The sequence below is a fragment of the Pectobacterium sp. CHL-2024 genome (assembly GCF_044751765.1).
Taxonomy (GTDB): domain Bacteria; phylum Pseudomonadota; class Gammaproteobacteria; order Enterobacterales; family Enterobacteriaceae; genus Pectobacterium; species Pectobacterium brasiliense.
Genome location: NZ_JBIXKO010000002.1, coordinates 145,320 through 171,735, shown reverse-complemented (window position 1 = coordinate 171,735; position 26,416 = coordinate 145,320). Strand labels below are relative to the sequence as shown.

The 26,416-nt window shown below is 51.7% G+C and carries 29 protein-coding genes; 21 read left to right on the top strand and 8 right to left on the bottom strand.

The features are described from left to right. The first annotated feature begins 26 nt into the window (after nt 1-26). The 12 genes from gspD to ACIPUG_RS05660 all read left to right on the top strand — a co-directional run bounded on the left by gspD (nt 27) and on the right by ACIPUG_RS05660 (nt 11,334). Nucleotides 27-1,979: a type II secretion system secretin GspD gene (gspD, locus tag ACIPUG_RS05715; RefSeq protein ID WP_162274784.1), complete on the top strand. Its 1,953-nt coding sequence runs from the start codon at nt 27-29 to the stop codon at nt 1,977-1,979. Beyond that, a complete protein-coding gene (gspE, locus tag ACIPUG_RS05710; protein ID WP_039284721.1) occupies nt 1,976-3,472 on the top strand; it encodes a type II secretion system ATPase GspE in 1,497 nt (498 codons plus the stop codon). Before gspD ends, gspE begins: the two co-directional genes overlap by 4 nt. A gap of 1 nt (nt 3,473) precedes the next feature. Then, entirely contained in the window at nt 3,474-4,700 is a 1,227-nt protein-coding gene (gene gspF / locus ACIPUG_RS05705) for a type II secretion system inner membrane protein GspF (RefSeq protein WP_039284723.1), read from the top strand. Nucleotides 4,701-4,732: 32 nt separating this feature from the next. Continuing rightward, complete coding sequence (gene gspG, locus ACIPUG_RS05700) at nt 4,733-5,203, top strand: type II secretion system major pseudopilin GspG (RefSeq protein ID WP_051906083.1); 471 nt, start codon at nt 4,733-4,735, stop codon at nt 5,201-5,203. A gap of 114 nt (nt 5,204-5,317) precedes the next feature. Continuing rightward, the gene (gene gspH, locus ACIPUG_RS05695; RefSeq protein WP_040034103.1) at nt 5,318-5,884 is read left to right on the top strand and encodes a type II secretion system minor pseudopilin GspH; all 567 of its coding nucleotides are present in this window, start codon (nt 5,318-5,320) and stop codon (nt 5,882-5,884) included. Continuing rightward, entirely contained in the window at nt 5,881-6,246 is a 366-nt protein-coding gene (gene gspI, locus ACIPUG_RS05690) for a type II secretion system minor pseudopilin GspI (protein WP_039284733.1), read from the top strand. The genes gspH and gspI overlap by 4 nt, the downstream gene beginning before the upstream one ends. Nucleotides 6,247-6,296: 50 nt before the next feature. Next, nucleotides 6,297-6,896 carry a type II secretion system minor pseudopilin GspJ gene (gene gspJ / locus ACIPUG_RS05685; RefSeq protein ID WP_320699623.1) on the top strand — a complete coding sequence of 200 codons (600 nt, stop codon included), beginning with the start codon at nt 6,297-6,299 and terminating at the stop codon, nt 6,894-6,896. Beyond that, nucleotides 6,893-7,879 carry a type II secretion system minor pseudopilin GspK gene (gene gspK / locus ACIPUG_RS05680; RefSeq protein ID WP_039273741.1) on the top strand — a complete coding sequence of 329 codons (987 nt, stop codon included), beginning with the start codon at nt 6,893-6,895 and terminating at the stop codon, nt 7,877-7,879. The genes gspJ and gspK overlap by 4 nt, the downstream gene beginning before the upstream one ends. Then, nucleotides 7,876-9,153, top strand: a complete 1,278-nt coding sequence (gene gspL, locus ACIPUG_RS05675; RefSeq protein WP_400337759.1) for a type II secretion system protein GspL — start codon at nt 7,876-7,878, stop codon at nt 9,151-9,153. Before gspK ends, gspL begins: the two co-directional genes overlap by 4 nt. After that, complete coding sequence (gene gspM, locus ACIPUG_RS05670; RefSeq protein ID WP_400337758.1) at nt 9,150-9,644, top strand: type II secretion system protein GspM; 495 nt, start codon at nt 9,150-9,152, stop codon at nt 9,642-9,644. The genes gspL and gspM overlap by 4 nt, the downstream gene beginning before the upstream one ends. Then, complete coding sequence (locus ACIPUG_RS05665) at nt 9,634-10,380, top strand: type II secretion system protein N (protein ID WP_400337756.1); 747 nt, start codon at nt 9,634-9,636, stop codon at nt 10,378-10,380. Before gspM ends, ACIPUG_RS05665 begins: the two co-directional genes overlap by 11 nt. A 108-nt stretch (nt 10,381-10,488) precedes the next feature. After that, complete coding sequence (locus ACIPUG_RS05660; RefSeq protein ID WP_400337753.1) at nt 10,489-11,334, top strand: prepilin peptidase; 846 nt, start codon at nt 10,489-10,491, stop codon at nt 11,332-11,334. Nucleotides 11,335-11,494: 160 nt separating this feature from the next. Here the strand turns inward: ACIPUG_RS05660 and ypdK are convergent, their stop codons facing one another. Then, nucleotides 11,495-11,569 carry a membrane protein YpdK gene (gene ypdK, locus ACIPUG_RS05655; RefSeq protein WP_099606229.1) on the bottom strand — a complete coding sequence of 25 codons (75 nt, stop codon included), beginning with the start codon at nt 11,567-11,569 and terminating at the stop codon, nt 11,495-11,497. Between the two features lie 357 nt (nt 11,570-11,926). Then, nucleotides 11,927-12,952, bottom strand: coding sequence for an LLM class flavin-dependent oxidoreductase (locus ACIPUG_RS05650; protein WP_400337750.1), 1,026 nt, complete (start codon nt 12,950-12,952; stop codon nt 11,927-11,929). A 309-nt stretch (nt 12,953-13,261) separates the two neighbouring features. Here ACIPUG_RS05650 and ACIPUG_RS05645 point away from each other — a divergent pair, with 309 nt between their 5' ends. The 6 genes from ACIPUG_RS05645 to ACIPUG_RS05620 all read left to right on the top strand — a co-directional run bounded on the left by ACIPUG_RS05645 (nt 13,262) and on the right by ACIPUG_RS05620 (nt 19,005). Beyond that, a complete protein-coding gene (locus ACIPUG_RS05645; protein ID WP_400337748.1) occupies nt 13,262-14,326 on the top strand; it encodes an ABC transporter substrate-binding protein in 1,065 nt (354 codons plus the stop codon). Next, entirely contained in the window at nt 14,323-15,366 is a 1,044-nt protein-coding gene (locus tag ACIPUG_RS05640) for a FecCD family ABC transporter permease (RefSeq protein WP_400337745.1), read from the top strand. The genes ACIPUG_RS05645 and ACIPUG_RS05640 overlap by 4 nt, the downstream gene beginning before the upstream one ends. Before the next feature lies 1 nt (nt 15,367). Then, on the top strand, nt 15,368-16,138 hold the full coding sequence (locus ACIPUG_RS05635; protein WP_100018431.1) for an ABC transporter ATP-binding protein: 771 nt from the start codon (nt 15,368-15,370) through the stop codon (nt 16,136-16,138). Then, on the top strand, nt 16,135-16,887 hold the full coding sequence (locus tag ACIPUG_RS05630; protein WP_400337742.1) for a molybdate ABC transporter substrate-binding protein: 753 nt from the start codon (nt 16,135-16,137) through the stop codon (nt 16,885-16,887). The genes ACIPUG_RS05635 and ACIPUG_RS05630 overlap by 4 nt, the downstream gene beginning before the upstream one ends. A 102-nt stretch (nt 16,888-16,989) precedes the next feature. After that, nucleotides 16,990-18,372: an ATP-dependent RNA helicase DbpA gene (dbpA, locus tag ACIPUG_RS05625; RefSeq protein WP_400337739.1), complete on the top strand. Its 1,383-nt coding sequence runs from the start codon at nt 16,990-16,992 to the stop codon at nt 18,370-18,372. 60 nt (nt 18,373-18,432) lie between these two features. Continuing rightward, nucleotides 18,433-19,005: an alpha/beta hydrolase gene (locus ACIPUG_RS05620; RefSeq protein ID WP_400337737.1), complete on the top strand. Its 573-nt coding sequence runs from the start codon at nt 18,433-18,435 to the stop codon at nt 19,003-19,005. 104 nt (nt 19,006-19,109) lie between these two features. On the opposite strand, the gene ACIPUG_RS05615 is transcribed toward ACIPUG_RS05620, so the two are convergent. Continuing rightward, complete coding sequence (locus tag ACIPUG_RS05615) at nt 19,110-19,649, bottom strand: hypothetical protein (protein ID WP_039464375.1); 540 nt, start codon at nt 19,647-19,649, stop codon at nt 19,110-19,112. 524 nt (nt 19,650-20,173) lie between these two features. Between ACIPUG_RS05615 and ACIPUG_RS05610 the strand changes: the two genes are divergently transcribed. The 3 genes from ACIPUG_RS05610 to ACIPUG_RS05600 all read left to right on the top strand — a co-directional run bounded on the left by ACIPUG_RS05610 (nt 20,174) and on the right by ACIPUG_RS05600 (nt 22,352). Further along, entirely contained in the window at nt 20,174-20,440 is a 267-nt protein-coding gene (locus tag ACIPUG_RS05610) for a hypothetical protein (protein WP_400337734.1), read from the top strand. A gap of 126 nt (nt 20,441-20,566) precedes the next feature. After that, the gene (locus ACIPUG_RS05605) at nt 20,567-21,328 is read left to right on the top strand and encodes a hypothetical protein (RefSeq protein WP_400337731.1); all 762 of its coding nucleotides are present in this window, start codon (nt 20,567-20,569) and stop codon (nt 21,326-21,328) included. Between the two features lie 232 nt (nt 21,329-21,560). After that, nucleotides 21,561-22,352 (top strand): NPP1 family protein, encoded by a 792-nt coding sequence (locus ACIPUG_RS05600; RefSeq protein ID WP_014916081.1) that lies wholly within the window; start codon nt 21,561-21,563, stop codon nt 22,350-22,352. Nucleotides 22,353-22,526: 174 nt separating this feature from the next. Here ACIPUG_RS05600 and ACIPUG_RS05595 read toward each other — a convergent pair whose 3' ends face one another. From ACIPUG_RS05595 to ACIPUG_RS05575, 5 genes are all read right to left on the bottom strand, one after another. Then, nucleotides 22,527-22,712, bottom strand: a complete 186-nt coding sequence (locus tag ACIPUG_RS05595; protein ID WP_039497556.1) for a hypothetical protein — start codon at nt 22,710-22,712, stop codon at nt 22,527-22,529. Between the two features lie 206 nt (nt 22,713-22,918). Next, nucleotides 22,919-23,851 (bottom strand): hypothetical protein, encoded by a 933-nt coding sequence (locus ACIPUG_RS05590; protein ID WP_094371128.1) that lies wholly within the window; start codon nt 23,849-23,851, stop codon nt 22,919-22,921. A gap of 419 nt (nt 23,852-24,270) precedes the next feature. Beyond that, complete coding sequence (locus tag ACIPUG_RS05585; protein ID WP_400337728.1) at nt 24,271-24,654, bottom strand: hypothetical protein; 384 nt, start codon at nt 24,652-24,654, stop codon at nt 24,271-24,273. A 153-nt stretch (nt 24,655-24,807) separates the two neighbouring features. Continuing rightward, entirely contained in the window at nt 24,808-25,611 is an 804-nt protein-coding gene (locus tag ACIPUG_RS05580) for a hypothetical protein (RefSeq protein WP_039464356.1), read from the bottom strand. Further along, nucleotides 25,608-26,405 (bottom strand): lysozyme inhibitor LprI family protein, encoded by a 798-nt coding sequence (locus ACIPUG_RS05575; RefSeq protein ID WP_039464354.1) that lies wholly within the window; start codon nt 26,403-26,405, stop codon nt 25,608-25,610. The genes ACIPUG_RS05580 and ACIPUG_RS05575 overlap by 4 nt, the downstream gene beginning before the upstream one ends. Nucleotides 26,406-26,416: the final 11 nt, after the last annotated feature.

Here is a 26,416-nt window from a genome sequence, read left to right as displayed (position 1 = left end):
GGCTTAGTCATGTACGCCGTAAGAGCATGTTATTGCTCAGCGGGAGCGTTTTGCTGATGGCCTCATCATTGGCGTGGAGCGCCGAATTCTCCGCCAGTTTTAAAGGCACCGATATTCAGGAGTTTATTAATACCGTCAGTAAGAATCTGAATAAGACGGTCATTATCGATCCGTCGGTCAGCGGAACGATTACCGTACGCAGCTATGACATGATGAATGAAGAACAGTATTACCAGTTCTTCCTGAGCGTGCTGGATGTCTATGGATTCACCGTGATTCCGATGGATAACAACGTTCTGAAAATCATTCGCTCGAAGGATGCGAAATCGACGTCTATGCCGCTGGCCACGGATGCACAGCCGGGCGTTGGTGATGAGGTTGTGACGCGCGTCGTGCCCGTCAACAACGTCGCCGCACGTGATTTGGCACCGCTGCTGCGCCAGTTGAATGACAACGCCGGTGCCGGGAGCGTGGTGCATTACGAACCGTCGAACGTGCTGCTGATGACTGGCCGTGCGGGGGTGATCCAGCGACTGATGACGATTGTCGAACGGGTTGATCAGACGGGCGATCGGAATGTGACTAGCATACCGCTGTCTTACGCTTCCTCAACGGAAGTGGTGAAGATGGTGAATGAGCTGAACAAGATGGATGAGAAATCCGCCTTGCCCGGCATGTTGACCGCCAATGTGGTGGCGGACGAGCGAACCAACTCAGTGCTGGTGCGCGGCGAGCCGAATTCACGCCAGCGCGTGATTGATATGGTCAAGCAGCTCGATCGCCAACAGGCGGTACAGGGCAACACCAAAGTTATCTACCTCAAATACGCCAAGGCTACCGATCTGGTCGAAGTGCTCACCGGCGTTGGCGACAGTATCCAAACCGATCAGCAAAATGCGCTGCCTGCGCTGCGCAAAGACATTTCGATTAAGGCACACGAACAAACCAACTCGCTGATTGTGAATGCCGCACCGGACATCATGCGCGATCTGGAACAGGTGATTGCGCAGTTGGATATCCGTCGTCCGCAGGTCTTGGTCGAAGCGATCATCGCGGAAGTGCAGGATGCCGATGGTATGAATCTGGGCGTTCAATGGGCGAATAAAAATGCCGGCGTAACGCAATTCACGAATACGGGATTACCGATCACGACAATGATGGCGGGGGCGGATCAGTTCCGACGCGATGGAACGCTTGGCACGGCAGCGACAACGGCGCTTGGCGGTTTCAACGGGATTGCCGCCGGTTTCTATCAGGGCAACTGGAGCATGTTGCTGACGGCGCTGTCCAAAAACAGTAAGAACGATATTCTGGCGACGCCCAGTATCGTGACGCTGGACAATATGGAAGCGACGTTTAACGTCGGTCAGGAAGTGCCGGTATTGGCCGGTTCGCAGACGACATCCGGCGACAACGTTTTCCAAACGGTGGAACGTAAAACGGTTGGTATCAAACTGAAAGTGAAGCCCCAAATTAACGAAGGGGACTCCGTTCTGCTGGAAATCGAACAGGAAGTCTCCAGCGTGGCAGATGCGGCCTCCAGCAGCAGCACCGATCTGGGGGCAACGTTCAATACGCGTACCGTGAATAACGCGGTGCTGGTCAGCAGCGGTGAAACCGTCGTGGTGGGCGGCTTGCTGGATAAAAGTACCAATGAGTCTGCGAGTAAAGTGCCTCTGTTGGGCGATATTCCCGTGTTGGGACATTTGTTCCGTTCCAACAGCACGGAAACGAAAAAGCGTAACCTGATGCTGTTTATCCGTCCTTCCATTATTCGCGATCGCAGCCAATACCAGAGCGCCTCTGCCAGTAAGTATCACTCGTTCAATGCGGAAGAGGAGAAGCAGCGAGACGTGAACGGCAGCGAAGGGGGGCTCTTGAATAACGAGTTGCTGCGCTTGCCGGAAGGTGGAAATGCCTATACGTTCCGTCAGGTTCAGTCCTCTATTGTGGCGTTTTATCCGGCGGGCGGGAAATGAGTGACGTTGCCTCCCAGATGATAGAGCTACGCCCGATATTGCCTTTTGCCTATGCAAGATCGCAGCAAATTCTGCTGTTGCAGCGGGAAAATGATGCGAGCCTACAGACGATTTGCGTCGCGCAAACGCCGCCCTCTGCCTTACTGGAAGCGCGTCGGATTGCGGGCTGTTCGCTTAAGATTGAACGCGTTACGGAAGATGAGTTTGAACGGCAATTAGTCATTAGCTATCAGCGCGACTCGGAAGAGGCACGCCGTCTGATGGAAGACATCGGCAATGAAATGGACTTTTATACGCTGGTGGAGGAATTACCAGACAGCGACGATTTGCTCGATGCCGATGACGACGCGCCGATTATCCGCCTCATCAACGCCATGTTGACCGAAGCGATTAAGAATAAAGCGTCGGATATTCATATCGAAACGTATGAGCGCTATTTGCTGATCCGCTTCCGCGTTGACGGCGTACTGCGTGAGATTTTGCGTCCACAGCGTAAGCTGGCGTCGCTGCTGGTGTCGCGTATCAAGGTCATGGCAAAGCTGGATATTGCGGAAAAGCGTATTCCGCAGGATGGACGTATGGCGCTGCGAGTGGGGGGACGAGCGATTGACGTTCGTGTCTCCACGCTGCCGTCGAATTACGGTGAGCGCGTCGTGCTGCGCTTGCTGGATAAAAACAGCGTTAAGCTCGATCTTGAACTGTTGGGCATGTCGGAACGCAATCGACAACTGCTGGACAGCCTGATCCATCGTCCCCATGGCATTATTCTGGTCACCGGCCCGACAGGATCGGGGAAAAGTACCACGCTTTACGCTGCGCTCAGCCGCCTGAATGCGTCAGAACGTAACATCATGACGGTGGAAGATCCCATCGAGTATGAACTGGAAGGCATCGGGCAAACGCAGGTCAATGCCAAGGTCGATATGACGTTTGCCCGCGGGCTGCGTGCCATTCTGCGTCAGGACCCGGACGTCGTGCTGGTGGGGGAAATCCGTGATGGTGAAACGGCGCAGATTGCCGTGCAGGCCTCACTGACCGGCCACCTTGTGTTATCCACACTGCATACCAATAGTGCGCTGGGCGCGCTGTCTCGTTTGCAGGATATGGGCGTCGAGCCATTCCTGCTGTCAACCTCTCTGCTGGGCGTACTCGCGCAGCGTCTGGTCAGGACGCTGTGTTCTGACTGTAGTCAGCCGCAGCCGGTCGATCCGGTTCAGGCTGAACAGATGGGGATCGCGCCCGGTACGCTGCTGCATAATCCCGTTGGCTGTCCGCAGTGTAGCTTTACTGGCTACCGGGGACGTATCGGTATTCATGAACTGGTGCTGATTAATGACGACGTTCGTGCCGCGATCCACCGCAGTGACGGTGAAATGGCGATTGCGCAGATTCTGGGGGGGAGTCGAACGACTATCCGTCAGGACGGGTTGGATAAGGTACTGGCGGGGCTCACGACCTGGGAAGAAGTGATCCGCGTAACCAAAGAGGAATGATATGGCACAGTACCACTATCAGGCGCTGGATGCGCAGGGGAAAAAATGCCGTGGCGCTCAGGAGGCCGACTCTGCCAGACAGGCGCGTCAGCTATTGCGGGAGCGCGGGCTGGTGCCGCTGTCGGTTGATGAAAACCGAGGCGACCAGCAGAAATCCGGTTCTACAGGATTCTCCCTCCGTCGCAAAATTCGGATCAGCACCTCAGATTTGGCGCTGCTGACTCGCCAGTTGGCCACGCTGGTGGCCGCGTCGTTGCCGCTCGAAGAAGCGCTGGATGCGGTGGCAAAACAGAGTGAAAAACCACAGCTGAGCCAGTTGATGGCGGCGGTGCGCAGCAAAGTCATGGAAGGTCACTCGCTGGCCGATGCCATGAAATGCTTCCCCAGCAGCTTCGAACGGCTGTATTGCGCGATGGTCGCCGCAGGCGAGACGTCCGGTCACCTTGATGCCGTGTTGAACCGATTAGCGGACTACACCGAACAGCGCCAACAGATGCGCAGCCGCATTCAGCAGGCGATGATCTACCCGTGTGTGTTAACCGTGGTCGCGATTGCCGTGGTCAGCATTTTGCTGTCCGTCGTGGTGCCGAAAGTCGTCGAGCAATTTATTCATATGAAGCAGGCGCTGCCGCTTTCAACTCGCGTGTTGATGGGGATGAGCGATGCCGTGCGCACGTTTGGGCCGTGGATGTTGCTGGCATTGCTGGCTGGGTTTATGGCGTTCCGCGTGATGCTGCGGCAGGAAAAGCGGCGCATCAGTTTTCATCGCCGTCTGCTGCATTTACCGCTGATCGGCCGCATAGCGCGTGGCTTAAATACAGCACGCTACGCGCGGACGCTCAGTATTCTTAACGCCAGTGCGGTGCCGTTACTACAGGCGATGCGCATTAGCGGCGATGTCATGAGTAATGACTATGCCCGCCATCGGCTCTCGCTGGCGACGGATGCGGTACGAGAGGGAGTCAGCCTGCACAAAGCGCTGGAACAGACGGCGCTCTTTCCCCCAATGATGCGCCATATGATCGCCAGCGGTGAACGCAGCGGCGAGCTGGACAGCATGCTGGAGCGGGCGGCGGATAATCAGGATCGGGAATTCAGTTCGCAGATGACGCTGGCGCTGGGGCTATTTGAGCCTCTGCTGGTGGTCAGCATGGCGGCGGTGGTGTTGTTTATCGTACTCGCGATTTTACAACCGATTCTGCAACTGAATACGTTAATGAGTTCGTAAGAGAACCAACAATTGAATGAGGGAAAGTAAGGATGCAACAGTCTCAGCGTGGTTGTGGACAAAATAGTTATGGTCAGAGCGGTAATCGTCAGCGTGGTTTTACCCTGTTGGAGATTATGGTGGTCATTGTCATTCTCGGCGTACTGGCGAGTCTGGTTGTGCCCAATCTGATGGGGAATAAGGAAAAGGCGGATCGACAAAAAGCCGTCAGCGATATCGTGTCTCTGGAAAGCGCACTCGACATGTACAAGCTGGATAACAACCGTTACCCGTCCACCGAGCAGGGGCTGAAGGCGCTGGTAACGAAGCCGACGGTACAGCCTGAACCGCGTAACTACCCAGCCGATGGCTATATTCGCCGCCTGCCGCAGGATCCGTGGGGCACGGACTATCAGCTGCTGAACCCTGGTCAGCACGGCAAGCTCGATATCTTCTCTCTGGGGCCTGATGGCATGCCGGGAACGGAAGATGACATCGGCAACTGGAATCTTGATAAGAAATAAAGGCATGCGGTGCTCTGCCTGTCTTTATTGATGATGGTTGTTGGATGACAACTGTAAATGACTGTTGTGGGTAGTTGCTATCAATGGCAGCGGGAAAAGGACGGCAAAAGCGCAATGAAGCGGTCAACGAGGAAGCAGCAGGGGTTTACCCTGCTGGAAATGATGCTGGTCGTGTTACTGGCTGGCATTGCCGCTGGCATGGTGGTTATGGCGTTTCCTCCCGAGCGCCAGAATGACAGCGCCTGGCAGTTGGCTCGTTTTCAGGCGCAGTTAGAATTTGCCGCTGAAAGCAGTCAGGTTAATGAATACATGCTGGGTGTGCGTATTCATCCCGATCGCTGGCAGTTTTATCAACTCCAGCGACCCGCTGCATCAGAAGGGATACCGATCCCGAGCGGCGATCGCTGGCAGGGCTACAAGTGGCAGCCGTGGCAACCGCATCGGGTGAGCGCCTCGGCGACGCTGCCCGAGGCATTACGGCTTGAGCTACTGCAGGCCGATGGGAAAAAAGTGGATAAAACGCAGAGTGGTGACGATCCCGATATCCTGATTTTGCCCGGTGGCGAAATTACGCCTTTCCGTCTCCTCGTTAAATCTGAAAACAAAGCACTCTCGAATTGGCTCCAGGTGGATAACACCGGACGATTTGTGACGTCGATGAGTCAGGGTAAGAAACGATGAGACGACAGAAAGGGATGACGCTGGTGGAGGTGCTGGTCGCGCTGAGTGTTTTTGCGCTGGCAGGCATTGCTGTTTTGCAAACGACAGCCAGACAGGCAAGCAGCCTGAGCCGGCTGGAAGAGAAGACGTTTGCAGGCTGGGTGGCGGAAAACCAGCAGGTTCAACTGCGACTGGAACAACGCTGGCCGGAAGCATCGTGGGTGAGAGGCGAGACGCAGTTCGCTGGCCTGCGCTGGCATTGGCGCTGGCAGGGCGTAGAGACCGGTGACCCTCAGACCAAAGCGCTGGATGTGGAAGTGCGACGTAATAAAGACGCCTTTGCCGCCGATGCCTCCCTGCGCACCTATGTGGTGAAGCAATAATGTTTAGTAAGACAAGGATGTGCAGCCAAACAAAAAGGGTACGAGAGCCCGTGCGACAGAAACGTCAGCAGGGGTTTACGCTGCTGGAGATGATTCTGGCGATCGCTATTTTTGCGGCGCTGAGCCTCAGCGCGTTTCAGGTGCTGAACGGCGTGATGCGTAATGATGAAATTTCGCAGCGCAAAGCCGAACGTCTGGCCGAAATACAGCGCGCATTTTCACAAATGGACAACGATTTTTCCCAGATGATCGCTCGCGGCAGCAGAGGAAGTACCTCGATGTTTTACGCCGGTCGCGATCAGTTAAAAAGTGATGACTGGGGCGTCAGCTTTATGCGCAATGGGTGGCAAAACCCGTTTGGCATTCTGCCGCGCTCTGAACTTCAGCCTGTTGCCTATCGGCTGCGGGAACACACGCTGGAACGGTTAACGCATGTGACTCCCGACCCGATTGAAGGGCTCGATCCCGGCGTAAAACCGCTTCTCACCGAGGTCGACGGCTTCCGCCTGCGCTTTTTCAGCAATAAAACCTGGCGCGATCGCTGGGACAACACTACGCAATTGCCACAAGGAATCGAAGTGGTGCTGACCTTAAGGGATTACGGAGAAATGTCGCGTATGTTCTTAATTACCACCGGGCCGGTTAAATGAGGTCGCGTCAGCGCGGCGCGGCACTGCTGGTGGTGCTCCTGATTCTGGCGTTAATGGTGACGATTGCCGCGGTGATTACGGAACGCACGGGTAAAGCGTTCTTGCGCACCGAAAGTCATTTGAGCCGTCAGCAGGCGAAATGGTACGCATTAGGGGCGGAAACGCTAAGCGGACAGATATTACAGCGCGATGCGCGGAATATGCCGGGGCGCACGTTTGCCGGACAGAACTGGTCGCAGCCGGGGCTGCGTTTCCCCGTGGACGGTGGCGAAATCACTGGCCAGATTACTGATGCGCGTACCTGCTTTAACGTAAATGCGATCAATCAAGGCGTGGATAACGAAAGCACGCTGGTGAAGACACCTTATCCGGCACAGGTTTTTCGTTTGCTGTTGAAAAATCTGGGTGAGGAAACGGATCGTGCAGAAAAAATTACCGCAGCGGTGCGTGACTGGATTGATGCGGATAACTATCCATCGGCGAACGGCGCAGAAGATGAAGTCTATGCTGCGTTGCCAGTGCCTTATCGTACCGCGAATCAGAGAATGAGTGAAATCAGTGAATTACGCTCAGTGTATGGCATTGACAGCGATCTCTATCGTCGGTTACTGCCCTATGTCTGTGCGCTGCCGGTGGATGCGATGTCCATTAATATCAACACGCTAACCGAATTTGATGCCCCGCTGTTATCTGCCGTGTTCCTGAACGAAATGACGATGTCGCAGGCAAAAGCGCTGGTGCAGCAGCGCCCACGTATGGGGTGGGCAAGTATTGAAGTTCTGCAACAAACCGGGTTATTGCCCCCGAATAGTAAAAATACCGCGCAGCGAGTGCTGGCAGTAAAAAGTGAATGGTTCTTTGTAAAACTTCAGGTGCGTGTCGGCGACAGCGATTTTCATCAACGTAGCTTGCTTCATCTGAGTGGACAAAAGGTACAGGTCGTGCAGCGGCAATATGGAGGATATAGGACGGTGAATCCATGAAAATAGCGGGAAAATGGAAGCGAAAAGCCGCAAAAGCCCCATTAAATCGAGGAACGGTCGCTCGACATCCGTGCCTCATTGTTCGTCTTCCGGTAGAAGAACTGGGAGAGATCGAATGGCAGGTGCGTTCATCTAATGGGGAAAATTTACTGAGTCAGGGACGCGGTAGCGTCGAACAGGTTCGTCAATCGCTAGCGGCCTATCCGTCCGTGGCATTTACCCGTGTTCTGGTTCCGGCCACTGACGTGACGTTTTATACCCTGACGCTGCCCCGACAGGCTCGGCGTCAGCTGACGCAGGTCGTGCCGTTTATGCTGGAAGATCAGCTAGCGACGGAAATTGAAAAACTGCATTTTGCCGTGCTGGAAATTCACGGCGATGATGGCGCGGTTGCTGTGGTGGAAAAAAACCGGATGCAGCGCTGGCTGGCACAGTGTGATGCGCTGGGCCTCAGCGTTGATACGTTATTGCCTGACGCCCGCGTATTGCCGAAACATCAGGATGGCTGGAGCGCGTTGCAGCATGATGACATGTGGCTGTTTCGCCAGCCGACGGGCCATGCGATGGCGGCGGAGTCCTCCTGGTGCAGTGATCTGCTGAAAGCGTCTATGCCGCTGCCTGCGATATACAGCTACAGCGCTGCATCGGTCGGCGGTGAGCTGGCGCAGTACGAATGGCAGGAAGAGGGCGAATGGAAAGCGCAGCCGGAAACGGATCTCTTCACACTGGCGGCAACGGCGCACTTACCTGCCTCGGTCGATCTGCGACAAGGCGACTATGCGCCGGAGAAAGCCTGGCAAAACACCCTGCTGCCGTGGCGCGGCGTTGGGATCGCGTTTGCCTGTTACCTGCTGTTGGTTGTGGCGGATGCTGGCTGGGCGCATTACCAGCTTTATCAACAGTCTGAACATTGGCGACAGGAAAGCGTGCGCGTCTATCGGCAGATTTTCCCTTCCGAGACGAATGTCGTTAACCCGCGCGCGCAGATGCAGCAGCACCTGCAACGTACGGCCGCCGGAGGCGCAGGGAAAGCGCTGCTGGATCAATTGAACCCCTTACAGCAGCTCATGACACAGAATAGCGCGATCAAAATTCAGTCGCTGTCTTACGACGGCGCAGCGGGTGAATTCCGGCTGGCGTTGCAGGGCACGTCATATCAGGAACTCGAGCAATTTCAGCAGCAGGCTGCCGCTTATTATCAGGTACAGGCGGGAGAGATGCGGCAGGAAAACGATCGGGTTGAAGGCCGCTTAACGTTAAGGAGCCAGCAATGAATGAATTACGGCAACGCTGGCAGGCGATGAGCCCGCGCGAGCGTCAGCTTATGGTCGTGTGCGCGGCGGTGCTTCTGCTCTGTCTGGTGTATTACGCTATTCTCCAGCCTTGGCAGGCGCGGGAAGATCTGTGGGAGCGCACGATTTCCCGCGAGCAGCAGACCGTCAACTGGATGCAGAAACAGGCCTCATCGATTCCGCAGGGCAATCAGGCGCAGGGGGACAATAGTCAGCGCGACGTCAGTCTGCCGATTTTGATTTCGCAAAGCACCAAGCGTTACGGACTCAGCGTTGTACGTTTGCAGCCGCAGGGCAGTCAGGCATCGGTGACGCTGGGGCAGAGTGATTTTAATAGTCTGCTGCGTTGGCTTGGCGAACTGGAACAGAAAAATGGCGTAAAAGTGGTGTCGCTGGATGTGAATGCCGTCGAGCAAAGCCCCGGAATGGTGGATGTTACCAGACTGATGCTGGAACGGGCGGATGACGCTTAAATCCGGCATTGGCGCAGGTATCGCTATGATTCTGGCCTACGGGCTGTTCCTGGCGAGCTATGCGCCTGCCCGCTTGCTCACCGCCGTGCCGCTGCCAACTGGAATGGTGGTTGCAGAGGCAGCCGGAACGCTGTGGCAGGGGAACCTGCAACGGTTTAGCTGGCGCACGTTAACGCTGGACGATGTGCACTGGAATATCACCTTCTCGGATTTTATGCCCGCGCTGGAAATCGCGTTTAAAAACCCGGAAGGCATTGCAGGTCGCGGGATCATTCGCGGCTGGCAGCAGCCGCAGTTTTATCAATGGCAGCTTTCTGTGCCAGCGGGCTATTTATTCAGCCATCTGCGTTTTATCGTGCCAATCGGCGCAGAAGGAAACGTGCAGCTCAATCTGCAAGAGGCGACGGTAGACCGCTCAGGCTGTCAGTCGCTGGATGCCAATATAACCTGGCCGGGGGCGCGGGTGAAAACGCCGCTGGGCGGACTGGTGCTCGCTACGCCTCAGGCCACGTTACGCTGCCAGCAAGGCGCGCTAGAAGCGAACCTGCGGCAGACCTCCTCACATCTGCAATTGTCTGGCAAAGGCAGCGTCACCCCGAAAGGTGAATATCGTTTCACGGGGCGGTTGAGTAGCGGAAATGACTTACCCGCGACGATGAAAAAGCTGCTGGCAACCACCGGTAAAGCCGATGAACAGGGTGCCAGAACGCTGAATTTTCAAGGGCGCTTGCTGTAATAGACATGATCGTTGTAAGAAAAAACGTTCGTTGTCATTGCTGTGTCGTCAATTGCAAAAATAAACCGCTCATTCATACCATTTCTTTATCAACAATCAGGGACTAACGTGGACGATTTAAGGGAATTTGCACAGCTGTTTCCGGCATGGTGGTTTGGATCGCTGGGCGTGCTGGGATTGATTGTTGGCAGTTTTTTGAACGTTGTGATTTACCGCTTGCCGATTATGCTGGAGCGTCGCTGGCGGCAGGACATCGAGCTTGAAACGGGCATGGCCGATTCCGATCCTGATACGCGCTACAACCTGTGGTGGCCGCCTTCGTCGTGCCCACACTGCCAGCAGGCTATTGCGGTGAAGGATAACATCCCGCTATTCAGTTGGCTGTGGTTGCGTGGCAGCTCTCGCTGTTGTCATCAATCGGTGTCTGTGCAATATCCGCTAGTGGAAGTCATCACCATGTTGGCTTTTCTGACGGCAGGTTTACTCTGGCTGCCCGGTATGGCGCTGTGGGGGGCGTTGATTCTGCTGTCCTTCCTGTTGGTACTGACCGTTATTGATATCAAAACGCTGCTGCTGCCGGATGTGCTTACGCTGTCGCTTCTGTGGATAGGGCTGCTGTTTAATCTGTCGGAGACCTTTGTCCCATTGAGTGATGCCGTAGTCGGCGCGATGGCCGGCTATTTATCTCTGTGGCTACTTTATTGGGTATTCAAATACGTAACGGGCAAAGAGGCGCTGGGGTACGGTGATTTTAAGTTGCTGGCTGCGTTGGGGGCCTGGCTGGGCTGGCAGGCATTGCCGAATCTGGTTCTGGTGGCGGCGCTGAGCGGGTTGGTTGTTACTCTCGTCTGGCGCGGATTGCGTAAAGAGGATACGGCTAAACCGCTGGCCTTTGGCCCCTGGCTGGCAATGGGCGGGGTATTTGGCGTGATAATGAACGGATTGAATCTGTAGAAAATGACAAAGGTAATACGAATCATCGACTGAATAGTCATCGGCTGAACATAGATCGGCAGGCATAAAAATAGGCTGAGGGTATAAATACCATCAGCCTTTTTTATCTTTATCTGTGTGTGCCCTTCAATGAATAAATCTTTGCCGGGCAAATGACAGGTTATTCTACCATCAGCATAAAGGTACTCACCCAAACGACTAAACAGAATGAGATACCCATAAAAAAATACTTCACCGATTTATTCTCCAGCAGAAACCACGCCAGCAACGATCCCGATTGTGCGTTTTATTATGGAAGGAAATAATTACGCTGCCGGTGATGTCACCGAAGGGTAATCTTTCCCGTTGTCATCACCAGAGTCACACCAGTTATGACGGGATCGGCGCTAAATCTACGCCGAGTGAGGGGGGGAATTCAAGAGGTCCAGAAACTATATTTTCAAAATAGCATTAAAAAGCGTTGAACCGTTTCAGAGGCTGGGAAAACCGGGAGGATTCGAGTGAAAATAGCCCCTAAATCTTCCCGATTTTTGATGGTGTTATCGTTGGTTTGCCACCTATTGGATAGGCTTGAATGCGTTAGGCTACAGGACTACGCTCGCCACCCCATCGCAGGGGCAATATATTTCAGGATTGATTCGATTACATGCGCATTATAATCCATGCCCAGCTGATTCGGCACCGTGAGCAATAGTGTATCCGCTTCGGCAATCGCCTCATCCTGTTTTAGCTGTTGGATAAGTGTGTCCGGCTCGGCGGCATAGCTGCGACCGAAAATCGCGCGCGTGTTTTCATCCAGAAAACCCACCTTGTCGCTATCGTTACTGCTTCCGCCGAAATAGGCGCGATCGCGGTGATCCATCAGGGCAAAAATGCTCCGGCTGACGGAGACGCGTGGCGTGCGTGTATGCCCAGCCTCAGCCCAGGCGGCTCGATAGGCACGAATTTGCTGTGCCTGCTGGATATGAAAAGGTTCACCTGTTTCGTCATCCTTTAGCGTGGAGCTTTGCAGGTTCATGCCCAGCTTCGCTGCCCATACTGCCGTGGCATTCGATCCGGCCCCCCACCAGATTCGTTCACGTAACCCATCAGAATAAGGCTCCAGACGCAAAAGGCCGGGTGGATTAGGGAACATGGGCTGCGGATTCGGTTTTGCAAACCCCTCGCCACGCAGTACATCCAACAGCACCTCGGTATGACGCCGTGCCATATCCGCTTCCGATTCCCCTTCTGTCGGCTGGTAGCCAAAATAGCGCCAGCCATCGATCACCTGTTCTGGCGAGCCACGGCTGATGCCGAGCTGCAAGCGCCCGCCAGAGATCAGATCGGCGGCGCTGGCGTTTTCAGCCATGTACAGCGGATTTTCGTAGCGCATATCGATGACACCAGTGCCAATCTCAATGCTTTTGGTTTTCGCCCCAATCGCGGACAGCAGTGGGAAAGGTGAGCCCAACTGGCGGGCAAAATGGTGCACCCTGAAATAGGCGCCGTCAGCCCCCAACTCTTCAGCGGCAACGGCAAGGTCGATAGATTGCAGTAGTGCATCAGCCGCGGAACGGGTACCAGACTGCGGCGACGGGGCCCAGTGGCCGAATGATAAAAAGCCAATCTTCTTCATAGGGTACTTATCCTTATATTCAGACAAATATTTAGCCTATTCGTCCTGCACAGCAAGGGTATATAGATCAGTAATAGAAGCACTCTACGCGATTAATAGTGAGAATAAATATCATTTTTTTAACGTAATAATTCAGTTTATCTGACTAATATTTTGAAGAATAAATCGCCGCTGGTTATTTAGCAGAAAACCCAATCCGGGTTGATCTACCCCAAAATTGGTATCTAAATATTATTATGAGCGAGATCAGTATTTTCTTTGTCGCTATCGCTGTATCATTTTATATATAGCGAAAATCAGGATACCAACATGATAAAGAAATTTGGCTACACGCTGTGGGTTGCCGGGCTGTTTTTGGTGTTTTCTAACGCCTGGGCGGCGCGTCAGGTGACCGACCAACTCGGGCGCAATGTAACGATTCCCGACCACGTTAATCGCGTGGTGGTGTTGCAGCATCAAACCTTAAATCTGCTGGTGCAGTTGGATGCACAAGAGAGCATCGTGGGTGTACTTTCCAGTTGGAAGAAACAGCTGGGCGAGCATTATGTGCGGCTGGCTCCGCGTCTGGCGGATTTGCCAATGCCGGGCGATCTCACGCAGGTCAATATTGAAAGCCTGCTGAAGCTGTCGCCGCAGGTGGTTTTTGTCGCTAACTATGCGCCGCCGGAAATGATTGCGCAGATTGAGCGGACGGGTATTCCTGTTGTGGCGATCTCGCTGCGTCAGGATCAGCCGGGAGAAGCCGACAAAATCAATCCTACGATGGGTGATGAAAACGCGGCGTATAACGAAGGGCTTAAGGCAGGGATTCGGCTGATTGGTGATGTGGTTGAGCGTCAGAAACAGGCGGAAGCGCTGATCGACTATACGTTTACGCAGCGGCAAAACGTGAGTGCACGTCTGGCGTCTATTCCAGAAGAGAAACGAATCCGCGTGTATATGGCTAACCCTGATCTGACAACCTACGGTTCAGGAAAATATACCGGCCTGATGATGTCACACGCAGGGGCGCTGAATGTAGCGGCGGCATCGATAAAAGGCTTCAAACAGGTGTCGATTGAAAATGTGCTGTCCTGGAATCCAGAGGTAATTTTCGTGCAGGATCGCTATCCGGATGTCGTGAAGCAGATCGTTAACGATCCGGCCTGGCAGGCGATTGATGCGGTGAAACAGCATCGCGTGTATCTGATGCCGGAATACGCCAAAGCCTGGGGTTACCCGATGCCGGAAGCATTAGCGATTGGTGAACTGTGGATGGCGAAAAAGCTGTACCCTGAGCGCTTTGCCGATATCGATATGCAAAAAGCCGCCGATGCGTATTACCAACGCTTCTACCGCATGGACTACCGTGCGGACACCTCCGCGGCGCAATGAGTTATCGCACCTACCGGATCACGCTGCTAACGGTGGTGGTGTTCACGCTGTTGATTGCCGTGTGCTCATTGGGGATAGGGCGTTTTAGCTTATCCCCGTGGCGCATCGTCCAGCTCCTTATCGAGCCACTGTCTGGCAACAATCCGATGCTTGGCGATATCGAACGGCAAGTGGTGTGGAGCGTGCGTTTACCCCGCGTGCTACTCGCCTGGTGTGCAGGTGCGGCGCTGGCGCTGAGTGGCGCCACGCTGCAAGGCGTTTTCCGTAACCCGCTGGTCGATCCACATATCATCGGCGTGTCCGCTGGCGCGGCCTTCGGCGGCACGCTGGCGATTCTATTAAGCTGGACGCCGCTGCTTTTGCTGCTGTCTGCGTTTACGTTCGGCATGCTGGCGCTCTTGCTAATTTTCATGATGGCCGCTGCATTCGGCAGGCAGAACGTGCTGATCCTGATCCTGATTCTGGCTGGCGTCATCCTCAGCGGCTTTTTTGGCGCGCTGGTCAGTCTGATGCAATATCTGGCGGATACCGAAGAAAAGCTGCCGAGCATCGTTTTCTGGCTGTTGGGCAGTTTTGCCACCGCACACTGGAACTCGCTGATGACCATGGCGGTGCCGTTAGCTCTTGTGGGGGGATTGCTGCTTCGGTTGCGTTGGCACATCAATGTGTTGTCGATGGGCGAGCAGGATGCGCGTGCGCTGGGTGTCGCTGTGCAGCCCTTGCGCTGGCTGATTTTGAGCTTGTGTGCCGCGATAGTCGCCGCGCAGGTGGCGGTCAGCGGCAGCATTGGCTGGATTGGACTGGTGATTCCCCATGTTGCACGCAGGCTGGTAGGGGCCGATCATCGTCGCCTGCTGCCGGTGTCGCTGTGGCTGGGAGGAGGATTTATGGTGCTGGTGGACGATCTGGCGCGCAATCTCAGTGAAGCGGAAATTCCGCTGGGTATTCTGACGGCGCTACTTGGCGCGCCACTTTTTGCCGTGCTGCTGTATAAAACACAGCGACTGCATAAAACGCAGCGGCAGAGTAGAGGACGCTAGCATGCCGACCATCAGGCTATCGACGGAAGAACTGGTATATGGCTACCAACGGGGAAAGGGCTTTTTTTCACCGCTGAATTTGCGCTGTCAGGAAGGGGAAATTACGGCAATTCTGGGCGCGAATGGCAGAGGGAAAACGACGCTGCTGAATACGCTGATGGGGCATTTATCGCCGCTTTCTGGGACGATCCAGCGCGATGGACACATTGGTTTTGTGCCGCAGATATTCACACCGCCGTTTTCTTATAGCGTTCTGGATATGGTACTGATGGGGCGTGCGGCACGTGTTCGGCTGTTTGCCATGCCTTCTGCACATGACATTACCGTTGCCCGGAACGCGCTAACTATGCTGGGAATTGCACCCCTTGCCGATTGTGAGTTTAGCGCGTTGTCCGGCGGGCAGCGGCAGCTCGTCTTAATCGCACGAGCATTAGCCTCGGAGTGCCAGACGCTGATTCTGGACGAGCCGACGGCGGCGCTTGATGTGCAAAATCAGGCGCAGGTGCTGCGGTTATTGACGCATCTGGCTAAAACGCAGCGCTTGAGCATCCTGCTAACCACGCACGATCCTTCGCATGCGCTGGCCATTGCCGATAGGGCGCTGCTGCTGATGGATCATCAACACTATCTTTATGGCCGCTGTGATGAGGTTGTGACGGAGGATAACCTGTCGCAGCTGTATGGTATTCCGATGCGGCAGGTGTGCGTGGAAACCGTGGCACAACCCTATTATGCGCTGATACCGATATTGACCATGACGGAGCCACCATGACCGATCCCCTTCGCCTGTATGCCGCGGGCAGCCTGCGCCTTGCATTTGCTCCGCTGTTGGCGACGTTCAGCGAACGTTATGCGGTGGACGTGATACCGACGTTTGGCCCGGCTGAGCTACTGAGTGAAAAAGTGATGCACGGTGACGCGGTGGACATTTTCGCCTCGGCAAACTGTGCGCACCCTTTACGCTTGAAAGCGCTGGGGCTGGCGGAAGAAACTAGCGTGTTTACGCGCAACCACCTTTGTATTGTGATGCGTAACGTGCCGGAACTCACCACGCAATCCTGGCTGATGGCGCTCCTTGACCCACGTTTTGTGCTTTCAACTTCGACGCCTGGCAGCGATCCCGGAGGGGATTATGCGTTTGAGCTCTTTGATCGCATTGAACGTCTGCATCGAGGCTGGGGAAATCAGCTGCGCGACAAAGCGAAACCGCTGGTGGGTGGAGCGCTTGATCATGCCATTCCGGCAGGGATGACGGCGGGAAGTTACCTGATTCGGACTGGGCAGAGCGATATGCACATTGGCTATGCGAGCTATCTGCCGTTATTGCTCAATCAATCGGATCTACATGTGGTTCATTTACCCGATCCCTATCGCATTGATGCCGAGTACATGCTGGCTGTCATGAAGCCTGCCCGACGTGAGGCGCGGCTGCTGGCAAACTACCTTTTATCACCGGAAGGACAAGGCTTTTTGGTGAACAAAGGATTTGCCTCGCGGTTTTCGTTGCAGAACGGGAGGTAAATCGGTCAACGATGGCGAACTCTGCTATGATTGCGGCATATCTGCGCCGCTTTTTAGCGCGGCGTCACCTTTCGTTATCTCGTCCTTGGTAGAGTAATCACTGTGAGTACAACCTCTTTTTCTTCCCTCGCGCTGCCCGCAGAGCAGTTATCCAATCTTAATGAACTGGGCTATACCGACATGACGCCCGTTCAGGCGGCGACGCTGCCAGCTGTTCTGAGCGGCGCAGACGTGCGGGCCAAGGCGAAAACCGGTAGCGGTAAAACGGCGGCATTCGGCATTGGGCTGCTGGATCGTATTGTCGTGAGCGATTTTACCACGCAGGCGCTGGTGCTGTGCCCGACGCGTGAGCTGGCCGATCAGGTCAGCAAAGAGCTGCGCCGTCTGGCTCGTTTTGCACAAAACATTAAGATTCTGACACTGTGCGGGGGTCAGCCGATGGGGCAACAGCTCGATTCGCTGGTTCACGCTCCGCATATTGTTGTCGGAACGCCGGGACGTATTCAGGACCATTTGCGCAAACAGTCGCTGTCTCTGGATAGCCTGAAAGTGCTGGTGCTGGATGAAGCGGATCGCATGCTGGATATGGGCTTCACTGACGCCATTGATGATGTGATTTCCTATACGCCGTCCGATCGCCAAACTCTGTTATTTTCCGCTACGTATCCAGAAGAGATCGAACAGATCAGCGCGCGCGTTCAGCGTCAGCCGCAACGTTTTGAGATTGCAGATGGTGTGGAAGAGCCGGCTATTGAACAACGTTTCTATGAGACGACGAAAGATCAGCGCCTGCCGCTGTTGATTGCCATTTTGGGCCATTATCAGCCTGCATCCTGCGTGGTGTTTTGTAATACAAAGCGTGACTGCCAGAGCGTATTTGACGCGCTGGACATGCGCGGGATTAGCGTATCCGCGCTGCATGGCGATCTGGAACAGCGCGATCGCGATCAGGTTCTGGTGCGTTTTTCTAACCGCAGCTGTCGTGTGCTGGTGGCAACCGACGTTGCCGCTCGCGGCCTCGATATCAAAGATCTGGAGCTGGTGGTGAATTTTGAGTTGGCTTTCGACCCTGAAGTCCACGTTCACCGCATTGGCAGAACGGGCCGCGCGGGTACGAAAGGTCTGGCTGTCAGCCTGTGTACACCACAGGAAATGAATCGCGCTAACCTGATTGAAGACTATCTCGGTATGCGCATTAAATGGACATCGGCGGATGAAATTAGTCGCAGTGGTGAGGTTGCGCTCGAACCAGAGATGATGACGCTGTGCATTGATGGTGGCAGAAAAGCCAAAATCCGTCCCGGCGATATCCTCGGGGCGTTAACTGGTGATGCAGGACTAACGGCAGCGGAAGTCGGGAAAATTGATATGTTTCCGATGCATGCTTATGTCGCTATCCGTAAAGCCAGCGCTAAGCGCGCGTTGCAGCAGCTTCAGAAAGGCAAAATCAAAGGAAAAAGCTGCAAGGCCAGATTGTTAAAATAATCGGTGGCTGATATACCAGACAGAAGGGGCACGGGTAACTGACAGGGGGGTTAAGGGCGGATGCAGACAACAGAAATCGAGCAGCGACTAACGGAAGTGAGCCAGAAGCTAACGATGGTGCTGGTGCCGGGATTGCGGGACAGCGATGACGAACACTGGCAAAGCCATTGGGAACGGCGTTTCCCTCACTGGCATCGTATACGCCAGCGGGAATGGTATCAGGCCGATCTGGATCGCTGGGTGTTGGCGATCCGCCGTGAGCTTAGCGTCTGTACTCAGCCCGTGATTCTGATCGGCCACAGCTTTGGTGCGCTGGCTTCCTGTCATGTGGTGCAGCAGGATCAGGAAGGGATCGCTGGTGTGATGTTGGTGGCCCCTGCTGAACCGATGCGCTTTGAGATTGACGATCGCATTCGGGCTATTCCGCTGCCGGTTCCATCGCTGACATTTGCCAGTCATAACGATCCGTTGATGAGTTTCACTCGCGCCCAATACTGGGCGCATGCGTGGAACAGTGAACTGGTTGATATGGGCGAGGCGGGGCACATTAATGCAGAAGCGGGATTTGGTCCCTGGGAATATGGCCTGACAAGATTAACTGAGTTTTCGGAAGCACTCGTTGCTAATCGTTAATCGGCCAGTTTCCATCAAGTAGTCATATTACAATATTAAGATAACGTTATATCTTTCTTTAATGCCAGGGCAATGAATAGCGTTGTCTTGGCATCTATTTTTTATTAAGCCAGCTCTTCCTGATCGCCTGAACCATGCAGCATTTCCTGAATCTGCTGATAAACCTCGGCGGCAGACAAATTGCTATATGACGTTTTGCTCTCGAAATGTAATACCTGTTCTCCATCTGAACCATGAAGTGCGCTTATTAATGCCAGATCTTCTTGCGTGATGCGCTGTCCGGTAAAGGCATCAAACATTTCAGAATTTCCATCCGGGTACTTAATCACGGAAATGAGCTTGCCGTTGTATAGAGGAATGCCCGTCGTCGCCAGCGAGTATTCGGCTGCGGCTTTCTGCTGTGCTTTGACTTGTTCAGACGGTGGGGTATCGTTTTCTGCGGCTGCACGTTTCTTTTGGGAAGATAGCGTGACTTTGGTGCTCTCGCTCGAGCCCGGCATATTTTGAGAGTCTGAGTTTGTTGACGTGTCGGTTTTATTCCCCGGGCTGATAGCGGCAACCACAGTCGGGTTAGCCGCCGCGCCAATAGAAGGCATGGTTGCCGGGGTTGTCGCATTCACGAGTTGAATATCTGGAATCACCACAGTATAACTCCTTCTTATATCTATTTAATGCTGGTAATGGTTTTACCAGTGAGTTACTTCAGTGTGTTAAAACCACATACGTTAATACCGCAATCGCTGAAATTGAGGTCACCAACACAAGCAGGATAATTATCTTCCTGGGAAGACGGGTCAATCTGCTGGGGATAACTTCCCATTATTCAACAATATGGCGTTAACGAAATGGTTCAGTGAGAACACGGTTAATGTAAAACAGTATTTATGCCAAACACTATTTATGCAAAATGCAATTGCATTAAAAAACACCCTATCGCAAAAGGTATCGGCTGTTTTTTCTGCTTCATTAATATCCAAAAGGCATAAGATTTAACTTTTTGATTACCAATCGTGCGAACTTATGTGACCAAATCTCTCCATTTTTAAAAAACAGCAAACTATCAGGGTATTAGCGTGAGGCAGTGATAACCCTTAGCCCATATGTGCTTACAAGTGCAGGGGAACGCGATACACTGTTTTCCCTGTCTTTTCCTCTGTTAAGAAGCGCTATGCCCAGTATTAAACTGACGGTTAACTATTTGTATCGGCAATCCGGTGAAACGCGCGAAGCCTCACAGGCAACAGCCCGCGTTTTTGTTGGTGATGAGCTCATCGCCACCGAGGTGATTACTGGGATGACGGAAAGCCCTGTCGAGAAGTATTTACACCACTCAGGGCGAAAAGTGCAGGCCGTGCGTGTCGAATGGGATTGCGAAGGCACAACAGCCATGGCGGTGTCAGAGGTGGAAATCTGTCCCTGCTGCCACCATGATTAGCCTGATATGCTAAGCCGTTTTTTGAATGATTCGACTTCATGATTGACACGCTAAAAACACAACGTGAGTTGCAGACAAACCAACGCATAACCAACCTGAAGTATGACGGGTAGACAAGGTGAATGTATGAGAGCAGCGGTATCAACCTTAATAGCCTGTGGACTATGGACGGCAGCATGGGGAGTGCAAGCCGGCTGGTATGTCGTGAGCAATTACGAAGGTCACATTGGACCTTATCCGGTGCATTTTTCATTGCAGAAATACAGTATTGACCAGGATAAGAATCTGCTTGGGAGCTACTTTTACGATAAATACAGAGCGCCGATCCCTCTGTATGGAAGGCTCTCGGAAACGTCGCTTGAAATCTGCGAAATCCATACCCCGCAGGACTATGATAAATATATCGTTCAGGGCGTTAAGTCCGGCATCGATATGACGCACTGCCCGTTTAAATTGACTGAGGTAGGGGACGAACTCCGCGGCGAGTGGTCAAACGGAAAGGCGCGTTATGATGTTAGCCTGCGGCGCGTGGCATCCTTTGACGATAGCGAGCAACCCGCTAAAGTTGAAGGGCAGGTCGATATTCCATTCTGGGGGCAAACGGCGACTCACAGTTTTGTCGGTGTGTATCAAAACAGTGATACCGGCATGGTTGTTGAGGGCATCAAGGCGATTAACAAGAAGAGCGGCAATGTCGATCAGCTTCTCCAGCCTGATTTTCAACAATGCCAGTTTGGCTTTTTCATGACTCCGGTTTATATGAATATTGAAAATGGCGGAGATAATCGCAGCATCATGCTGAACTGCTATTCCCATGGCGGAGGCGATATTCTGCTGGAATACCGTTTTGATGCGTCAAGCCAGCGTTATGATGTAGTCGGTGAGTAAGGGTTCTAACGCGTTAGGATCGTTAGCGATTTTTAATATATAAATTCCCTGCATTATTTTGCAGGCTAAATATATTGGTGTTCATTGTTGGAAATAAATGATTTTTATTTCCACTCCTTTCTTGTTAAAAATAATCCCGCCTTCATTTTTTTATCAATATTGCGTTTTATCTTCATTGTAACTGCAAGGGTACGAGTCCATAAAAGGGCTATTTTCTGCTAAAGGAGTGAAAATGCTTTCAGGAAAGAAAACGATCATGGCGATATCCATATTATGTGTCGCTTTTTCTGCGCATGCGGATAATTTCTCTAAGTTGGATCAAGCACTACCGTCAGGTATTAATGCGCTTGCGATTGCGCCGGTATTTGATTTCGACAGTGATGGTTGTTTGCCCAGTGCCGGGTTTAGCCGAGGTGGGGTACAAAACGGTGGCTTGAAGCCGACAGGAAGCCTGACGGGTGGGTGCCGATGGGGTAACTTTCTCGAGTCGTCAAATACATTACACCGGTATGCCTGTGTTGATTCCGGTGGTGCTCGCTATTGTGGTAGCTTCTATGCGCTCTATTTCTTAAAAGATCAGGTATTGGGCGGTTTGAAAACCGGCCATCGTCATGACTGGGAGCATGTTGCCATCTGGACTAAAAACGGAGCGGTAACACACGGTAGCTTCAGTGCGCACGGCAAACTGACGACGGAAGCCGCAGCGAATATCGATAAGCAGGGCGGCCGCCTGAAATTCGTGTACCACAAAGACGGAGCGTTAACGCATGCTTTCCGATTTGCCAAAACGAATGAGCAAGCAGAAAACCCTTACGGCAACTTTGTGACGCCGGATATTGTCAGCTGGTATGCGATGTCGGGTGACGGTATCAGTAACGAAGAGCTGCGTAACCGATTAAATGCATTTGACTACGGTTCTGCCTCGATTCCGCTTAAAGACAGTAATTTCCTGACTAATCTGAATAATGGCCGACCGGCCGGTTATCCAGAATTTACGGCTGCCAGCCTAACCGCGTCGAAATAATTGTCACAAGAGAGGTATAGTCAGATATACCTCTCTCTACTTGTCCTTGGAATGATGCCAACCTCATTACACTACCCTTTATATTAGGATATTCAGCGTGCATCATCCGTTCAGGAAAATATAAGATTCGCTTTTTTATTCCGATGATGTGGGCATTTTTATACGATGATGCGCTTAGCTTGTTATTCGCTTCTCGTCGAACTGTTCATGGCAATATTCATCATTGATGTCGTCCACGATCACCAGTGCTGTTAGTGCAACATTGCGGAGGGTTTCAAGTTCGGTTGAATCATCGCAACTGGTCATTAGATCAATAATTCCACGGAGCATGGTCAGTTTTACTTCGATCCCTTTCTTCACTTACCTGCCTCCTGTTCCAACGATTCGCGGGCTTCAACATGGATATCGCTGACGATACCGATAGGCGCGGTGAGTTGAGAGGAAAGAACTATAGAGGGGTGAGTCATTTACTATCTCCTGTAGGGGGTTGCGGTCTACAGGAGAATTGTGTCAATGCTAAGTCGCTGGTGGGGTAATCTTACAAAGAGAAAATGCAATATTACGATTTATTCTATTTCGGACAGCCAGTTTTCGATGGTGACTCCGCTAGGACAGTAAAGGCTTTTTGCCTCCAGATCGATTCTAATTTGCGCCATCTTTCCATCGATATGTTTTCTTGGATTTTCAGCGACATCCACGCCATACATCACTGTGAGGAGATTTTTAATAAACTTGGCTTGAGCATTCTCAGTTTTCTTTGACTGTTTTGGTGTTTTTGTCACTGGAGTTGCATTGAGCACCTCAACTAACTTATCCAGGTTGGCCGTTCGGGCAACAAAATAGATATCATCTGGCACGGATGGCGCGGGGATATATCTCATGTGGGCCTCTGCATCCCACATGCTAATCGTGCTGAGTTTTTTGAATATGTCGATAATGCTATTAAAGGCTGGATGGTTGGCATCCCCGGCGGCTTCTGCGGCTCGGTAAAGCTCCTCAATCTCATCGTCAACATCGATAAAATGCTGGAGCTGGTAAAGACCCGATGGGCCAGCAGAGATAGTTACACCTCGAATGAGGTTTTGCTTTCTTGATGGCTTGGGAAGTCCAAGGCTCTTACAGTATTGTTCTTCAGCAAATAAGCGCTCAATACCTAGCAGCGGCGTGTCTTGGACCCCACTCAGGCTTGTTATCTCATTGCTTGTTGGGATAGCAAAGTCTATTTCACGATCTGGGGAGAATGATTCACCGATATACACCCCCCAGTTTTCACGCACATACACTTCCACATTCGTAGCGGTTTCAGCCATTTTTACTCTTTTTATTTCAACCTTTTTGGCGATCTTAGGTGACTGTAGGTTTACTGATAAAATCAGATGCCCATCCAGAGCAAATCGTAAAATATCTGTTATGGCCACTTGCTCATTAATTTTTCTTTCGAGGTATTTCGCTGACTCGTCGAGACTGAGCCATTTCCGTAAATTGTTCAACTTTGACAAAGGTGTTCCCCGTTACCTTCCCCCCTATTTTTCAACTGGCGCCAACCGACGAGGTATCGGCTTTTGGAACGACCCTAGATGCCAGTTTAGCTATTCTATCATGCAGTTACTGCTTGGCATTACTTGATGTTTGTTTCCCCAAATAAACTAGGCATGTATTTTTCGTCGTTCTTTGGGACGCTCATCGAATCGGCATAGTATTAAGATATTTCCCAACGTCCATGCGAATATTGGGCGTGGTTGTAGGTGCAGCGAATAGAAGATTTATCAAGGTGGGAAAATTGAGTGTCAATCCATACGATATTGGTATCGTGGAAGTCGTGCTGGGGATAACACTGACCTTATCTGGCGGCACACATTCAGTGTGCCGCTACAAAAAATATCCTGCTGGATAAGAGATGGGAATGTGTTAATGCTATTCAGCGTTTGCTGGTTATTCGAATTTGTACTGTGAACAGGATGGAAACCACCACGAAACCGACCGCTGCGTATAACACGGTTGTATAACCCCAATGTAGGTAGAGTGCACCAAAAAGCGTATTCCCGATAAAGACGGCTAAATAGGTAACCGCACTGTTAAGCCCCATGATTGCACCGCGTTTCGACGTATCGGTTGTGTTTAATCCGGTGATCAATAAATTGACGCACAGGTGGTTAGCGGTGCCAAGGAAAAGCATCAGGATGCGCACAATAGGCAAGCTAGCTCCTGACAGGGCAAAAATGAGGTATACCGTCGCTATTCTCTGCCAGAATTGACGTGAATGAAACACCAGCACAAGGTTCAAAGTCCAGCCGGTAAGCACGACGTCTGTTGTTTTACTTTCTAACCGCTTGGGAGCGATAGCTGATTCGCTGACGATTTGGCTGGGCTAAGTCGGGTAAACTGGGCGAGAGGTTTATATTCAGGCCATTGCTAAGATAGTAGGCAATAGCCTGAAGTAATATCGGTGTGACGATCACCCTTCGTCTGGATCTAAACTTGATACTTGTTCACTCATCGTTGCATTATGGCAGCGATAAGCATGAATCTGTTCTTTAAGTGAAAGATTATTCGTCTCTAAGGATTCGGCATTGCCGCATTTTTTATTTCTTTCCTTAACCCATGTTGCTTGAGAGGCGTGGAATTTACTCTTTATGTCTTCAGGTGCGTCTTCCAATATTCCATAGACGTCGGTGAAAAAGAAAAGATATTGTTCCTTTTCACTTTCAAGCGTTTTCTCTTGTGCGGTTTTTGTGATTTTTTCGGCATTTTCACTGAGCCAGGCAACGGCATAAATCGCTCTGGATAGGGCATCATAGGATTTTTTTTCTACTTTTATTTCCTTTTCACGATCGAGAATACTGATATCGTAGGCAAATGACGGAATGACGATCTTGTCATCGCTGAGCCTATTACCTTTGCTTTCCCCTGTTTTAGTAAAAAGGTTATTGCTAATTTTATCCATTTCATCCTTTGTGTACAAAAGATCGTCTTTATTAAGAATGATGTCGATGATCTCCTGACTTACGGGAATTTCAGCCCGCAAACTACACGAGAATGCTTTTCCCCAGCGTGGCTGAGTTGATATTTTAGAATAAATCACGTTCACCGTATCAACAGATTGAGAAGGGGACTTATAGAACATTTCTTTTGCACGATCGGCAAACGTTTTTTTAACGGCTTCAACCGCGTTGGGATCGCTGCATTGAAAGTCGTCCTTTGCATACGCTGACGTACAAGTAAGGATAATTCCAATCATGACATAGAGTAGCTGTTTCATTTCTTGTCCTTATTTTCAGTCAACCCAAGCTGTACCAGCCTTTCCTTGGTCATCTGCTGTTGGCAGGTATAAATTTTTGCTTGATCTTCCATTGAGCGGTTGTTATTTGCGACAGTTTCTATTGCACCGCATTTTTTATTTTTGTTTTTTATCCACTGCCGTGCATCCTCTTTCAGCTGCCCCTTAATATAATCGGGCAGGTTACTCCAGTAAGCATTTAGCGCACTATCAGCCTCTCTGAATTCGACAATGGCTTTAATATATTTAAAACGTGGTGATTGTTCTTCCAGCCTTGCTGCATTTTCTTGTAACCAGGCCAAGCCATAAAGTGTGCGTGAGACTGACTCATCGTGTGGATACATAATATTGGTTTCTTGCTGATTATCAGCAATATGAACATTATAATAAACACGGTCTAATACGATGTATTCATCACCTTTTTTGTGTAGGTAAAGATTGGAACGGTAAATGCTTTTTGCTTTAGGATCTCCATTCTCCAGAATAGGATAGTACTTTAAAAAATTTGCCACATCGGATGGGATTTTTATCTTGGCCTTGCCAAAGCAGCTTAGATTATTTTTTGTTTTAAGTTTTGTGATAATGATGTCATATTCAAATTCAATTTTTCTAATTGTCTCTAAAGATACACGGTCGCTGATGGGCTGTGCTTTCTCTTGATCTTCTTTGATTAACGACTGAATAACAAGTGGACTACGACACACAAGATTATTTGCGTTAACATAGTGTGATGAAAGTATTATCAACAATAGCGATTTTATTATGATTTTTATCATTTTCAATTCCA

Coding starts and splice junctions, on each gene's coding strand:
- ACIPUG_RS05650 (WP_400337750.1), bottom strand. CDS start 12,952: ATGAAGAAGATTGGCTTTTTATCATTCGGCCACTGGGCCCCGTCGCCG.
- gspH (WP_040034103.1), top strand. CDS start 5,318: ATGAAGCGGTCAACGAGGAAGCAGCAGGGGTTTACCCTGCTGGAAATG.
- ACIPUG_RS05605 (WP_400337731.1), top strand. CDS start 20,567: ATGAGAGCAGCGGTATCAACCTTAATAGCCTGTGGACTATGGACGGCA.
- ACIPUG_RS05635 (WP_100018431.1), top strand. CDS start 15,368: ATGCCGACCATCAGGCTATCGACGGAAGAACTGGTATATGGCTACCAA.
- ACIPUG_RS05610 (WP_400337734.1), top strand. CDS start 20,174: ATGCCCAGTATTAAACTGACGGTTAACTATTTGTATCGGCAATCCGGT.
- gspM (WP_400337758.1), top strand. CDS start 9,150: ATGAATGAATTACGGCAACGCTGGCAGGCGATGAGCCCGCGCGAGCGT.
- gspL (WP_400337759.1), top strand. CDS start 7,876: ATGAAAATAGCGGGAAAATGGAAGCGAAAAGCCGCAAAAGCCCCATTA.
- ACIPUG_RS05665 (WP_400337756.1), top strand. CDS start 9,634: ATGACGCTTAAATCCGGCATTGGCGCAGGTATCGCTATGATTCTGGCC.
- gspK (WP_039273741.1), top strand. CDS start 6,893: ATGAGGTCGCGTCAGCGCGGCGCGGCACTGCTGGTGGTGCTCCTGATT.
- ACIPUG_RS05640 (WP_400337745.1), top strand. CDS start 14,323: ATGAGTTATCGCACCTACCGGATCACGCTGCTAACGGTGGTGGTGTTC.
- gspD (WP_162274784.1), top strand. CDS start 27: ATGTTATTGCTCAGCGGGAGCGTTTTGCTGATGGCCTCATCATTGGCG.
- ACIPUG_RS05580 (WP_039464356.1), bottom strand. CDS start 25,611: ATGAAACAGCTACTCTATGTCATGATTGGAATTATCCTTACTTGTACG.
- ACIPUG_RS05600 (WP_014916081.1), top strand. CDS start 21,561: ATGCTTTCAGGAAAGAAAACGATCATGGCGATATCCATATTATGTGTC.
- ACIPUG_RS05645 (WP_400337748.1), top strand. CDS start 13,262: ATGATAAAGAAATTTGGCTACACGCTGTGGGTTGCCGGGCTGTTTTTG.
- gspE (WP_039284721.1), top strand. CDS start 1,976: ATGAGTGACGTTGCCTCCCAGATGATAGAGCTACGCCCGATATTGCCT.
- ACIPUG_RS05630 (WP_400337742.1), top strand. CDS start 16,135: ATGACCGATCCCCTTCGCCTGTATGCCGCGGGCAGCCTGCGCCTTGCA.
- ACIPUG_RS05620 (WP_400337737.1), top strand. CDS start 18,433: ATGCAGACAACAGAAATCGAGCAGCGACTAACGGAAGTGAGCCAGAAG.
- ACIPUG_RS05575 (WP_039464354.1), bottom strand. CDS start 26,405: ATGATAAAAATCATAATAAAATCGCTATTGTTGATAATACTTTCATCA.
- gspI (WP_039284733.1), top strand. CDS start 5,881: ATGAGACGACAGAAAGGGATGACGCTGGTGGAGGTGCTGGTCGCGCTG.
- gspG (WP_051906083.1), top strand. CDS start 4,733: ATGCAACAGTCTCAGCGTGGTTGTGGACAAAATAGTTATGGTCAGAGC.
- gspF (WP_039284723.1), top strand. CDS start 3,474: ATGGCACAGTACCACTATCAGGCGCTGGATGCGCAGGGGAAAAAATGC.